Source organism: Lutibacter sp. Hel_I_33_5, assembly GCF_007827455.1.
Taxonomy (GTDB): Bacteria; Bacteroidota; Bacteroidia; order Flavobacteriales; family Flavobacteriaceae; genus Polaribacter.
The window spans coordinates 2,685,151-2,699,288 of record NZ_VISM01000001.1 but is presented as its reverse complement, the minus strand read 5'-3'; the positions used below and the strand labels follow the sequence as shown (position 1 = coordinate 2,699,288).

Below are 14,138 nucleotides of genomic sequence, written 5' to 3'. Positions count from 1 at the left end.
AACTAACTAGAATTTAAAATGAAAAAATCAATTCAATTAGCATTTTCATCCCTTATTTGTATCATTTTTTTATTTAATTGTAATAAAGAAACTGTAAAAAAAATTGACAAGAAGGACACTTACGTTCAAGAAAATTATGACAAAGAAGAAGTGAACATTACCATGAGAGATGGTACAAGACTTCATACTGTTGTCTATTCTCCAAAAAATAAAAGTAAGACATATCCTATTCTACTTCAAAGAACACCATATAGTTGTAGACCTTACGGAAAAGATTCTTACAAGACTAGAATCAGTCCGAATAAGCATTTAATGAAACAAGGAAATATTGTTGTCTATCAAGATGTTCGTGGACGTTGGATGAGTGAAGGCGTTTATGATAATATGCGTGCATATATTCCTAATAAAAAAGAAAATCAATCTGATGAAGCTTCAGACACGTATGACACTATCGATTGGTTAATAAAAAATGTTGACAATAATAACGGAAAAGTAGGAACTTGGGGTATTTCTTATCCTGGTCATTATGCTACAGTTTCTACAATAGACGCACATCCTGCATTAAAAGCAGCTTCTCCACAAGCCTGTATTGGAGATTTCTTTTTTGATGATTTTCGTCATAACGGAGCTTTTTTATTAAGTTATTTTAGAGCAATTTCTTTATTCGGAAAATACAAAGACACACCTACAGATTCTGCTTGGTATTCATTTCCTAAAATGAATACACAAGATCAATATCAATTCTTTTTAGATGCTGGCCCTTTAAAAAACTTGAACAAATACTTTCAGTATGAAACTGTTGATGGAAACAAACCTGTAAACCCAAATAGAATTGACGATTTCTTTTGGAAAGAAATTTCTGAGCATCCAAATTATGATTCAGTTTGGCAAAGTAAAGGCATTATACAACACATGAATAAAGTTCCTTCATCAGTAGCAACAATGATTGTTGGTGGTTGGTTTGATGCTGAAGATTTATACGGCCCATTAGAAACTTATAAAGGAATAGAAAAACACGGTAAAGAAAATTACAACACCATGGTTTTTGGTCCTTGGGATCATGGTCGTTGGGCAAGTTCAGGAGTTAGAAACGCAGTAGGAAACTATTATTTTGGTGATTCTATTTCAATAAAATTTCAAAAAGAAATTGAAACAAAATTCTTTAATCATTTCTTAAAAGGAAAAGGTGATAAAAACTCCGGTTTACCAGAAGCCTATGTATATGATACAGGAAGAAAAGACTGGAAATCATACGATTCTTGGCCGCCAAAAAACATTGTAAAACAAGATTGGTATTTATCTGAAAATGGAGAACTAACTTCAAATAAAAAAAATACTTCTAAGATTAATTTTATAAGCGATGTAAAACGTCCTGTTCCTTATTCTGAAGATATTAAAACCGTTTTTACACCAAGAAAATACATGACAGACGATCAACGTTTTGCAGCAAGAAGACCAGATGTTTTGGTTTTTGAAACTGATATTTTAACAGAAGATTTCACGTTAGCGGGTGATATTTTAGCCAAACTAAAAGTAGCAACAACAGGAACGGCTGCAGATTGGATTGTAAAAGTAATTGATGTACATCCTGCAGATGCAGAAGAAAATAACGACAAACTTCAAGGACATTTAAAAATGAGTAATTATCATTTAATGGTAAGAAGTGAAGTTTTACGAGGTCGTTTTAGAAATAGTTTTGAAACCCCAGAACCGTTTACACCAAACAGAAAAACGAAAGTAAATATTAAATTACAAGATGTTTTTCACACATTTAAAAAAGGGCATAAACTACAAGTTCAAGTACAAAGCACTTGGTTTCCTTTAATAGATTTGAATCCTCAAACTTATGTCGATAATATTTTTAAAGCCGATAAAGAGGATTTTAAAACGCAAACACATACTGTTTTTACTGATTCTAGTATTCAATTTTCGATATTAAAATAAAAAGGTTATGAATTGTAAAAATTGCCAAGACCCACTAGAAGATAATGCTCAATTTTGTGATAATTGTGGCGCTAAAGTGATTAAAAGTAGAATAACTTTTAAGTTATTAATTATAGAACTATTTACCAACGTATTTGGAGTAGATAGTAAATTTTTTTTAACATTAAAAAAAATGATTACAGCTCCTCATATAGTAATTAATGAATATATCATTGGAGTTAGAAAAAAATATATTAATCCATTTGCTTATTTGGCTGTAGGTGCAGCACTATCGCTTTTAGTTTTTAATTTTTTCTCTGAAGATTATAAAAGAATACAAAGTTCTTTAAATGAAGGGCAAATAAAAAAAATGAAAGAGACTGCTGAAAAAGATTTATCGAAAATAAAAAACCTTTCTGAAAAAGAATTGAAAAAGTTACAAATTGAACAAAATTCTGCTAAAACAACAATCGTTTTTTTAGAAAAATATGTAAACTTTATCTTACATAATTTCAACTTTGTTGTTTTTCTTTTTATACCTTTTTATGCATTTTTAAGTAAATGGACTTATAGAAAACCTCATAATTATGGAGAACATATTGTAATAAATGCTTATTTACAAGGTACCTCAATGTATTTTTCTATATTTTTTTTCTTTCTTAGTTTATTAATTCATCCTAAAATTTTTGCTGGCAGTATGATTTTATTGATGTTTTACTATTTATACTCTTTTGGGAAGTTATATAGTTTAAGGTTTTGGAAATCATTTACTAAACTTATAAGATTCATTTTAGTATTAATAATCACTACTATAATATTTATTATCATAGGAGGAATTCTAGCTTTTATTATTAGGTTTATATTAGCAAGATTTGGAATCATTTGAAAACCTGTTTAAATAACCCTCCATGGCGGATTTTTTCTGTTTTCGCCAGCTTTATATAGAATAAGCTGATTTCCATCTAGATCTTTTAATCTAGCTTCACGCCACAACCAAGGTTGGTCAGTCGGTAATAAATCGAACTGAAAACTTTTTTGCTGCAATTCTTCGACAACTTTATCTAAATTTTCATTTTGAAAATATATAGCTATACCTTCTCCTTTTGGTAATTTATCAACTTCATGAATTGAGAAAGTTGCATCGCCATCTGGCAATTCAAAACGGACATATCTTGGTAAAGCATCAACAATTAAAATCAATCCTAATTTTTTATAAAATTCAGTTGCTTTTGGTACATCTAAAGATGGAATTGTAATCTGATTTAATTTCATTCTCTTTTTAATTTTCTAATTAATAAATAAGTAACAAAAACACTTACAAATGAAAGTGCAGTAATAATTGTCCAAGTTCTATCAAACCCTAACGCATCCACTAATTGCATGCCCGAATTATGCCCAAAAATATGTGCTGCAGAAAAGGCAATACTATACCAAGCCATATACTCTCCTTGTTTCCCTTTTTTGGCTCTATCGATAACAAATTTATTTGAAAACGGGAAAGCAATCATTTCTCCAATCGTCATAATTAACATTCCTATCACCAATATTCCTGTCCAAGAAGTTAAGTTTAAAACAAAAAAACTAAGAGCGACTAAAAATATCCCTACTAATATTAAAAATGCTGTAGAATATTTACTGCTTTCCAACCACTTAATCAGTGGCATCTCTAATACAAAAATGATAAAACCATTCATTCCCATTAGTAAGCCAATTTCAAATTCTGACAAAAAATGTGCGTCTTTATAGTATAACGGAATTGTAGAAAAATACTGAAGAAACACAAATCCATATAAAAACATAGCAATAAAAAACACCCAAAAAGCTGCATCTTTTTTTATTGATATTGGGTTTTCATTTACAATAACATCAAGCTCCTTAGTTTTCTTTGGATTTAAAACTTTAACCAACAAAATAGTTGCTAACAAACAAGTAATTCCATCAACCCAAAAAAGTCCGTTATAACTTAAATAAGTAATTATTAATCCACCTACTGCTGGTCCTGCAGAAAATCCGAGATTAATTGCCAAACGAATTAAAGTAACCGAACGTGTTTTATTTTCTGGTTTACTATATGCATTTAACGCAACAAACATAGCAGGTCTAAAAGTATCAGCCACTAACATTACAAGAAAAATACCTAAACAAAATCCATAGAAAGAAGTAATATATTGTAATGCAACAAATAGAATTCCTGTTAAGAATAAACTGTATTTCATCACTTTAAAATACCCAATTTTATCAGTTAGTTTACCTCCTAACCAAGAACCAATAACAGAACCTAGACCAAAACAGGTTAAAATCCAACCCACATCTTTTAAGGAAAAATTTAAACTTTTGGTTAAGTACAAAGACAAAAACGGAATCACCATGGTTCCTGCTCTATTAATAAGCGTTATTAGTGATAACCACCAAACTTCTGGAGAGAGTCCTCTAAATGTATCTACGTAATTTTTAATTAATTTATTCATTTGGTTAGGAATTAGTGTAAAAATAAAAAGTCCGACTGTGAAGTCGGACTTTTTATAATTGATTGATTTTATATTGATATTATCAAAACATATTTATAGCCCGCCTTTTTCGTGATTTCCACGATAACTTGGTAATATATGTAATGACTTGTCTCATTTATCTTTTTAATTATGGTGTAAAACTACATAAAATAGTTGAAAGTTGTATTTTTGATTGATAAAAATTTTACACTTATGAAATTTAAAAAAAGAATTCTTTATGCATTCCTATTATTACTTATTCTTTTTATAGCTAACATTTTTATAAGTACAGGTTTTTTTAGAACGATTGAAAATAAGTTTGAAGGTGAAGTTCTTCAAAAAATAAATATCCCAGGAGCGGAAGATTTTGCCATAAGTAGAAAAGATAGTTTTGCAATTATTTCTTCTACAGCTAGAAAAAACATCCCTAATTTTAACCAAGAAATTGGAGGCTTATATTTTTTAGATTTAAAAAATGATGATTACAAACCAATTCACTTAACAAAAAATTTTAATAAACCTTTTGCACCACATGGTATCTCAATGATTAAAAAAGATAGCATTTATATCATTGCTGCCGTTAATCATACCTTAGAATCTGAAAATATCGAAATTTTCTCTTTAAATGGAAAAACTCTTACGCATAAAAAAACACTAAGCAATCCATTAATTTTTAGTCCAAATGATATTGTTTTATTAGATGAAAATGAATTTTATTTCACGAATGATCACAAATATAAAGACGGAATTACACGTTTGGCAGAAGACTATTTAGGATTATCACTTTCTAATGTTATTTATTTTAATGGAAAAGATTACAAAGAAGTAGCAAACGGAATTGCTTATGCAAACGGAATTAATTTTGACAAAAAAAGAAACTTACTTTTTGTAGCATCACCAAGAAAATTTCTGGTAAAAGTGTATCAAAAAAATAATGATGGCAGTTTAACTTTTATTGAAGATATAGATTGTAAAACTGGAGTTGATAATATTGAATTTGATGAAGCAAGTAATTTATGGATAGGTGCACATCCAAGTTTATTAACGTTTGCTGCTTATGCTAAAGGTGATAAGGAAATTTCTCCTTCAGAAATTATTAAAATCAATTATAAAGTGAAAGGAAACTATACAATAGATCAGATTTATTTTGGCGATGGAAGCAAGATGTCAGCCTCAACAGTGGCAATTCCTTTTGGAAATATAATTTTAACAGGAAATGTAATGGATGATCATTTTTTAATACTAAAAAAGAAGTAAAATTGTACTTTTGAATTCATTAAAGATAAAAAATGCCTCAAGATTTAAGTAATCATAGAAAAACATATCAAAAAGAAGAATTATTAGAAAGTAATTGTCCTAAAAATCCAATCGATTTATTTACCAAATGGTTTTTAAATGCTGATAATTCTGATGCTGTTGATGAAGCAAATGCTATGAATATTGCATCAATAGGATTAGATGGTTTCCCAAAAAACAGAATCGTATTACTTAAAAAATATACAGAAGAAGGTTTTATTTTTTATACAAATTATCAATCTGAAAAAGGAAAAGCATTAGAAGAAAATAATCATGTTTGTTTATCTTTTTTCTGGCCAGGGTTAGAACAACAAGTAATCATCAAAGGAAAAGCAGAAAAAGTATCGGAAGAAACTTCTAATAAGTATTTTAATTCAAGACCAGATGGAAGTAAATTAGGAGCTTGGGCTTCTAATCAAAGTGAAGTTATTACTACTAGAAATCAACTAGATAAAAGCTTAGAAAAATTCACTAAACAATTTGAAGGTAAAAACATTACGAAGCCAAAACATTGGGGTGGTTATCTTGTAACACCTATATCTATTGAGTTTTGGCAAGGAAGACCCAATAGAATGCATGATAGAATACGTTATACATTACAAAAAGATTTTTCTTGGAAACAAGAACGATTAGCTCCATAATTTTCTATATTTACAACTCTATTTTAAAAAGTTAGATGAAAACCCTTTATATAGTTCGTCACGCAAAATCTTCTTGGAAATACCAAAGTATAAAAGATATTGACAGACCTCTAAAAGAGCGCGGAATAAACGATGCCCATTTACTCTCTAAATTCTTAGCAAAAAAAATTAACAGACCGGATGTTTTTATATCAAGTACTGCAAATAGAGCCTTACATACATCGGTGATTTTTTGTGAAAATTTTGATTACCCTCTTTCTAATTTAAAAATGAAAAGGCAACTCTATAGTTTTAGCGATGGATATTTGGTAAAAACAGTAAAAGCTTTAGATGATGGATTTAATTCTGCTATTATATTTAGTCACGATCATGGTATTAATACATTTGTAAATAAGTTTGGAAATAAACCTATTGCACATGTTCCTACATGTGGAGTGGTTGGAATTCAGTTTAAAGGAAAACATTGGAAGAATATTAAAAAAGGAGAAACTGTTTTGGTTGAGTTTCCTAGTGATCATAAATAATACAAGTTGTTAGAGATTAAAAAATATGCTGCAATTGATATAGGTTCAAACGCCATTAGATTGTTGGTAGCAAATATTGTTATTGAAGAAGATAAAGAACCTCAATTCAAAAAATCTTCTTTAGTTAGAGTACCAATTCGTTTGGGTGCAGATGCTTTTGTGTTAGGTAAGATAAGTCCTGAAAATACACAAAGAATGATTGATGCTATGGAAGCATTTAAATTATTAATGAAAGTACACTCGGTGGAAAAATGTAAAGCCTGTGCAACTTCAGCCATGCGAGAAGCTTCTAACGGACAAGAAGTTGCAAATCAAATTTTAAAGAAAACTGGTGTAGAAATAGATATTATTGACGGAAAAAAAGAAGCCGCAATTATCTCATCTACAGATTTAAACCAATTAATTGAAAGTGATGCTTCTTATTTATATGTTGATGTTGGTGGTGGTAGTACAGAACTCACCGTTTTTTCTAAAGGAAAAATCATCAATTCTAAATCTTTTAAAATTGGTACCGTTAGGTTAATAAATAACAAAAAATCTGAAAACAAAGTTTTATTTAAAGAAGTCCAGAAATGGGTAGAATCTAGTACAAAAGGATTAAAAAGAATTTCTTTGATTGGTTCTGGTGGAAATATTAATAGGCTTTTTAAAATGTCGGGTAGAGCTCAAGGAAAACCGATCTCTTATATATATTTAAATGCGCAATATCAGTTCTTAAAACAAATGAGTTATAAAGAGCGAATTTCTGAACTTAGCTTAAATCCTGATAGAGCCGACGTAATTGTTCCCGCAACAAAAATTTATTTATCTGCTATGAAGTGGAGTGGTGCTAGAAAAATATTTGTTCCAAAAATCGGGCTTTCAGACGGAATAATTAAAAGCTTATATTACAATAAGTTATGATTTATTTTTTAACTTTTATTTAACTTTTTTAAAAAAAGTTGTACTTTTGTGTGACCGTCCCCCACAAAGAGTGTCTCACTAAGAGATAACATTAACAAATATTACTTATAAATCATGAAAAAATTATTATTTTTCGGAACTTTGTTCCTACTAGGAGGTGCGTTCGTATCTGCTCAAGACTTACCACAAAACCCAGAACCAGGAAAATGTTATGTACGCTGTAAAACTCCGGAATTATGGAAAAACGAAGACGTAACGTTAGAAATTTCTCCTGCTTACAAAAAAATTGTTACGCATCCTGCAGAATACAAAACAGTTACTGAAAGAGTTATGACAAAAGAAGCTGGTCAACGTTTAGTTGTTGTTCCTGCTGTATGGGATACAAAAACTATTTCTTATACTGCAAAAGAAGATGGAAGTAGATTAAGAGTTGTAAAAGCAAGTTTTGCTTCAGACTCACAAACTATAGAAACAAAAGCTGCTTCTGCACAATGGGAAATGAGTGAAAAAGCTCCAGATTGTGAATCTAGTGATCCTAACGATTGTAGATACTGGTGTTATAAGCCAATTCCTGCAAAATATGTAACAGTACCATTAACTAAATTAGCTAATGATGCTTCTACACAATCTTCTCCAGTTCCTGGATATGAAAAAACATATACTAAAAGAGTAATGATAACTCCACCATCAACTAAATCTGTAGAAATTCCTGCAGTATACAGTACAATTAAAAAGACTGTTTTAGTTAAAGATGCATGGCAAGAAGCTGTAACAGTTCCTGCTAGATATAAAACTGTAACTAAAGAAGTTTTAGTAAACAAAGGTGGTTTAACTACCTGGAAAGAAGTAGAATGTGAGTTATTATCTTACAACCCATTACCAATAAACTGGAACTTAGGAAGTGCTACTTTAACTGGTGCTGCTAAAAGATTAATAGACACTAGATTATTACCTGTTTTAAAAGATGGTGTTCGTGTAGAATTAGCTTCTCACACAGATTCTAGAGGTACTAGTTCTAGTAACCAAGATTTATCTGAAAGAAGAGCTCAAGCTGTAACAAACTATTTAATTTCTAAAGGAGTTAATCCAAGTCAGTTAGTGGCTAAAGGTTACGGAGAAAATAAATTAAAAAACAGATGTGCTGATGGTGTATCTTGTACAGAAGCACAACATTTACAAAACAGAAGAACAGAATTTAGAGTAATTAATCAAAACTAATTACTTATAAAATATTCTAACAAAGAATCATGAAAACCGTTGCAAAAGCAACGGTTTTTTCATTTATATCTATATTTTTATTTATATTTACATAACTAATTCAAATACGAAAATACCTATCCCTAACTGGTGTATTATCTATGAAAAAGATTTTACCTACACTCCTCTTGTTCCTATCATTTTCTATTACTGCACAAAACATTACTGGAAAAGTTATCGATTCTAAAACTAAAGAAAGTATTCCCTATGTTACTATAGTTTGTAAATCTAATAAAGATAAAATTCTTTCTGGAGCTATTACTGATGAATCTGGGGTTTTCAAAATTGAAAAGTTAGCGTTACAAACAGTTATTATTGAAATACAATTTATTGGTTATAAAACCATAAAAAAAGAAATTGTGCTAACTGCAAAAAATCCTAATAAAGATTTAGGTATCATTTTATTAAAAGAAGATAGAGCTTCATTAGATGAAGTAATTATAGAATCAGAAACTACATCTGTTATTCAAAAAATTGATCGAAAAGTATATACTATTGGAAAAGATTTAACAGCAGCAGGAACTAATTCTCTTTTAATGTTAGAGAATATTCCTTCTATTAGTGTAAATCATCAATCTGGACAAATATTACTTAGAGGTAATGGAAATGTAAATCTTTTAATAGATGGAAAACCTTCTAATTTATCTGCCCAACAATTATTAAAACAACTTCCTTCATCAACAGTAAAACAAGTAGAAGTTATTACAAACCCTTCTGCCAAATACAGTGCTGAAGGTATGAGCGGAATTATAAATATCATCTTAAAAAAGAATACTAAAATTGGATTTAACGGTTCTTTTGACGTTGGTGTTGAGCATAGTAAAAACACAAGACCAACAGGTTCTGTAAACTTAAATTACAGAATTGGCAAAGTAAATATTTACGGTAATTACGGCGTTGATTTAGGTAAGTTTGAAACTTATTTCAAATTTAATCGAAAAGACAAAGATTTGGTTCAAGATGTATTCTTTATTGATAACACAACTTCACATTTTGCAAAAGCTGGTATCGATTACTATATTAATGATAAAAATACCTTGTCTTTTTTTACAACACATAATTTATCAGATATAAATTTCACCAATAACTCTAACACCTATTTAAATCAGAATTTAATATTAAATAATAAAAACTTGTTTTTGATTGATAACAAAGAACATGCTTATAATATTGATTATATTTTAGATATAAATGATAAAGGAGAACAGATTGAGCTAGAATTTAATTACTCAAAAAATACAAAGCCTGAAAATGATCTTAACAGAGAATTACTAAACCCTACCTCTAAAGTTTATAATTATACGAACGAAATACTAAATGATAATTCAATTTTTTTAGCTAATTTAGATTATATAAAACCTATAACATCCGGTAAATTAGAATTAGGTCTTGAAGCGAGAATACAAAATACATTTCACAACATCATTACTGATCAAGTAGTTGAAAGTCAAGGAATTTCCCCTAGCGTCCTAAGAGGAAATTCTACTTTCAGCTATGATAGAAACACCTATTCAGCCTATATTAACCTAAATAAAAATTATAAAAAGGTAACTTTACAAACTGGATTACGCTTTGAAAATTTTTCTGTTAATGGGTTATTTTCTAACACTCAACAAGCTGCAACAGAACCTTACTCAAAAGAATTTTTCACTGTTTACCCTTCGGCTTACCTAACTTTTAAACCAAAAGACAAACATCAATTACAAATAGGCTATAGCAGAAGAGTTGACAGACCAGCAATAGATCAAGTTACTCCTATTCAAGAATGGACTACACCTTTATCTATATCAGTGGGAAATCGTACTTTAGAACCACAATTCACTAATTCATTTGAATTAAATTACACCAGAACTTTAGACAAAGGAAACTATACATTAGGTACTTTTTACAGAAGAACCACAGGCAGAATTGGTAGAATTTTTATGCAAGATGCTGTAAATTCTGATAGACAGCTTTTATCCTATGGAAATTATGATACTACAGATAATTTTGGTTTTGAATTTTCTTCAAGTTATAAACCAGTAAAATGGTGGACAATTAGACCTAGTGCTAATGTTTATTTTCAAGAAAATCATGGGGTTTTAAATCATCAGAATGTAACTGTAAAAAACACCTTATTTACTGCAAGAATAAGTAATAGTATAAAAGCTAGTAAAAATCTACGATTTCAATTATCTAGTTCTTACCGAGGAAATAATAGAACTATTCAGTTTAAAATCAAACCATATTTATTAATTAATGCTGCTGCAAGTTTATCAGTTTTAAACGATAATGGAACTATTACATTAAGAGGAACAGATATTTTTGATAGCTTTAAATTAGATTTCTCATCAACAAATCCTTTTCCTCAGAGAGGGTTATTTACGTTAGAATATAGCGCAATATATTTAGGTTTTTCTTACAACTTTGGAAGCGGTAAAAACCGTGAACGTGATAGAAAATATAGAAAAAACAATGAAACGCAAGGTGGCGTTATTTAACTACCATCTAATCATAACAGAACCCCAAGTAAATCCACTACCAAAAGCAGCCAAAACAACCAAATCGTTGTCTTTTATTTTACCTTTCTCCCAAGCTTCTGTTAGTGCAATAATTACTGATGCAGCCGTAGTATTTCCATAATTCATAATATTATTATACACATTGTCATCGGGTAATCTAAATTTCTTCTGAATAAACTGTGCGATACGCAAATTCGCTTGATGCGGAATTAACATATCAATATCTTCTTTCTCTAAATTATTTGCTTGTAAACCTTCTACAATAGCTTCAGAAAAACGAGTAACTGCATGTTTAAAAACAAACTGACCATTCATATATGGATAATAAGATTGATCTTCTGGATCATTAGCTTCTAAAATTTCAGGAACCCATCTACCTGTACTTGGACCATCTAACATTAATTCTCTTGCATGCTTTCCTTCAGAATGTAAATGAGATGATAATATTCCTTTTCCTTTTTCTTCAGTTCTAGACAACACAGCAGCTCCTGCCCCATCACCAAAAATGACAGTAACACCTCTACCTCTAGTAGAACGTTCTAGACCTCCTGAATGATTTTCAGAACCAATCACCAAAATATTTTTATACATTCCAGTTTTTATAAATTGATCTGCAACTGAAAGTGAATAAATAAAACCAGAACATTGATTCCGAACATCTAAAGCACCAATAGTTGGCATATCTAACATATCTTGTACTCTAACACCTCCACCAGGAAAATACATATCTGGACTTAAGGTAGCAAATACAATAAAATCGATATCATCTTTAGTTAAACCTGCTCTTTCAATGGCAATTTTAGCAGCTTTTACTCCCATAGAAGATGTGTTTTCACCAGTTTTTGGATCAATCCATCTACGTTCTTTAATTCCTGTACGTTCTTGAATCCATTCATCACTGGTATCCATGAATTCTTTTAAATCGTTATTGGTAACAATATTATCAGGAACAAAATATCCTAAACCGGTGATTTTTGAATTATACATATTATATGGAGTGTTTTTTTATTGAGTCTATAAATTCTATTATCAAACATACTAATAAATTTATACCTTTACAATAACATTTTATCTAAACTCAATAATTAACCAATTATGAATAGGAAAGACTTTTTATCATTATCTACAAAAGCTGCCATGTTTTTAGGAATTTCTACAGCCATTTCTTGCAAAGAAGAAACTGTAGAAAAAACATCAGCTTTATTAAATAAAACAGCTAAGGGAACTGCCTTTGGATTAACCGCTCCAAAAATTGACAAAGTAAGAGTTGGAATTCTAGGCGCTGGAAATAGAGGGAATACACTCATACAAATGTTTGATTGGTTAGTCAAAAACAACAATGCAGAAATTGTTGCTGTTTCTGATTTACGGAAAGAAAAAACAGATAAATTAAACGCACATTTACAAAAAACACATGGTAAAACTGCGGATGCATATTATGGAAACCCAGATGAGTGGAAAAAAGTTGCAGATAGAGATGACATTGATTTATTAATTATAGCTACTCCATGGGAAATGCATACACCAATGGCTTTATACGGAATGGAAAAAGGCAAGCATGTAGCTTCTGAAGTTCCGATTGGATATACTTTAGAAGATTGTTGGAAATTAGTTGAAACTGCGGAAAGAACCCAGAAACATTGTATGATGATGGAAAACTGTTGTTTTAATAATGAGGAATTATGGGTATTAAACATGATCAATCAAGGTGTTTTTGGAGATTTAACACATGCAGAAGGTGCATATATTCATGATTTGCGTAAACACTTAATGGATGAAACCTATTATGAAGATCAATGGAGAATAAAACATCACCTAAAAAAAGATGGTAATTTTTATACCACTCATGGCTTAGGGCCAATAAGTCAGTATATGGATATTGGAAGAGGAGATACTTTTGATCATGTTGTTTCGATGAGTTCTCGTGAAAAAAGCTTGAGTGATGCTGCAAAAAGAGCCAATTTACCACAATTTCAAAATGTAAAATGTGGTGATATGAATACAACCATGATTAAAACTAAATTAGGTAAAACGATTATGCTTCAATTTGATGTCCATTCAGGAAGACCTTATGATCGTTTAAATACGGTTATTGGAACAAAAGCAGTGCATGAAGGTTATCCATCAAAATTATATATTAATGAAGAAGAATTAGCTTGGTGGGGTCATAATTGGTTAGAGAAAGAAAAATATAACGAATACAGAGAAAAATACAACCACCCACTTTGGGGGAAATTAAAAGAGCAAATTTCTGATAACTCTGTTGGTCATGGCGGAATGGATTTTGTGATGATTTACAGATTAATTAGATGCTTAAATAAAGGATTACCTTTAGATATTAATGTCTATGATAGTGTTCTATGGAGTGCAATTACACCACTTTCTGAACTTTCAGTAGCACAAAATAGTTCTTCTATAAAAGTACCTGATTTTACAGGAGGAACTTGGAAAAACAAAAATAAGACAGAAATGTTGAGAGATATTTAATAACAAATATTAAAAAATCGTACTTCTAACATTTGTAATTCATAATTAATTTCTGTCATCTTGTCACAATTACTTCTTTGGTATTTTTTTTGACTATACTCTACACAGAAAATAATA

Annotated in this window: 12 protein-coding genes; 9 read left to right on the top strand and 3 right to left on the bottom strand. The window is 30.0% G+C overall.

Going from position 1 to position 14,138, the window contains the following annotated elements; genetic code table 11:
* The first annotated feature begins 18 nt into the window (after positions 1-18).
* Both OD91_RS11985 and OD91_RS11980 read left to right on the top strand, forming a co-directional pair.
* Entirely contained in the window at positions 19-1,944 is a 1,926-nt protein-coding gene (locus OD91_RS11985; RefSeq protein ID WP_144896622.1) for a CocE/NonD family hydrolase, read from the top strand.
* Positions 1,945-1,951: 7 nt separating this feature from the next.
* Entirely contained in the window at positions 1,952-2,809 is an 858-nt protein-coding gene (locus tag OD91_RS11980) for a DUF3667 domain-containing protein (protein WP_144896621.1), read from the top strand.
* Between the two features lie 8 nt (positions 2,810-2,817).
* Here OD91_RS11980 and OD91_RS11975 read toward each other — a convergent pair whose 3' ends face one another.
* The gene (locus OD91_RS11975) at positions 2,818-3,195 is read right to left on the bottom strand and encodes a VOC family protein (RefSeq protein ID WP_144896620.1); all 378 of its coding nucleotides are present in this window, start codon (positions 3,193-3,195) and stop codon (positions 2,818-2,820) included.
* The gene (locus OD91_RS11970) at positions 3,192-4,391 is read right to left on the bottom strand and encodes an MFS transporter (protein WP_144896619.1); all 1,200 of its coding nucleotides are present in this window, start codon (positions 4,389-4,391) and stop codon (positions 3,192-3,194) included. Before OD91_RS11970 ends, OD91_RS11975 begins: the two co-directional genes overlap by 4 nt.
* Positions 4,392-4,625: 234 nt before the next feature.
* On the opposite strand from OD91_RS11970, the gene OD91_RS11965 reads away from it, so the two are divergent.
* The 6 genes from OD91_RS11965 to OD91_RS11940 all read left to right on the top strand — a co-directional run bounded on the left by OD91_RS11965 (position 4,626) and on the right by OD91_RS11940 (position 11,513).
* Positions 4,626-5,669 (top strand): hypothetical protein, encoded by a 1,044-nt coding sequence (locus tag OD91_RS11965; protein WP_144896618.1) that lies wholly within the window; start codon positions 4,626-4,628, stop codon positions 5,667-5,669.
* Between the two features lie 32 nt (positions 5,670-5,701).
* Positions 5,702-6,349 carry a pyridoxamine 5'-phosphate oxidase gene (gene pdxH, locus OD91_RS11960; RefSeq protein WP_144896617.1) on the top strand — a complete coding sequence of 216 codons (648 nt, stop codon included), beginning with the start codon at positions 5,702-5,704 and terminating at the stop codon, positions 6,347-6,349.
* 35 nt (positions 6,350-6,384) lie between these two features.
* Positions 6,385-6,873, top strand: coding sequence for a histidine phosphatase family protein (locus OD91_RS11955; RefSeq protein ID WP_144896616.1), 489 nt, complete (start codon positions 6,385-6,387; stop codon positions 6,871-6,873).
* Positions 6,874-6,879: 6 nt separating this feature from the next.
* Positions 6,880-7,776 carry a Ppx/GppA phosphatase family protein gene (locus OD91_RS11950; protein ID WP_144896615.1) on the top strand — a complete coding sequence of 299 codons (897 nt, stop codon included), beginning with the start codon at positions 6,880-6,882 and terminating at the stop codon, positions 7,774-7,776.
* Between the two features lie 114 nt (positions 7,777-7,890).
* Entirely contained in the window at positions 7,891-8,994 is a 1,104-nt protein-coding gene (locus tag OD91_RS11945) for an OmpA family protein (RefSeq protein WP_144896614.1), read from the top strand.
* 140 nt (positions 8,995-9,134) lie between these two features.
* Positions 9,135-11,513: an outer membrane beta-barrel family protein gene (locus OD91_RS11940; protein WP_144896613.1), complete on the top strand. Its 2,379-nt coding sequence runs from the start codon at positions 9,135-9,137 to the stop codon at positions 11,511-11,513.
* Here OD91_RS11940 and OD91_RS11935 read toward each other — a convergent pair whose 3' ends face one another.
* On the bottom strand, positions 11,514-12,521 hold the full coding sequence (locus OD91_RS11935) for a 3-oxoacyl-ACP synthase III family protein (protein WP_144896612.1): 1,008 nt from the start codon (positions 12,519-12,521) through the stop codon (positions 11,514-11,516). It lies immediately after the preceding gene.
* Between the two features lie 108 nt (positions 12,522-12,629).
* Here OD91_RS11935 and OD91_RS11930 point away from each other — a divergent pair, with 108 nt between their 5' ends.
* Positions 12,630-14,021, top strand: a complete 1,392-nt coding sequence (locus tag OD91_RS11930) for a Gfo/Idh/MocA family protein (RefSeq protein ID WP_144896611.1) — start codon at positions 12,630-12,632, stop codon at positions 14,019-14,021.
* Positions 14,022-14,138: the final 117 nt, after the last annotated feature.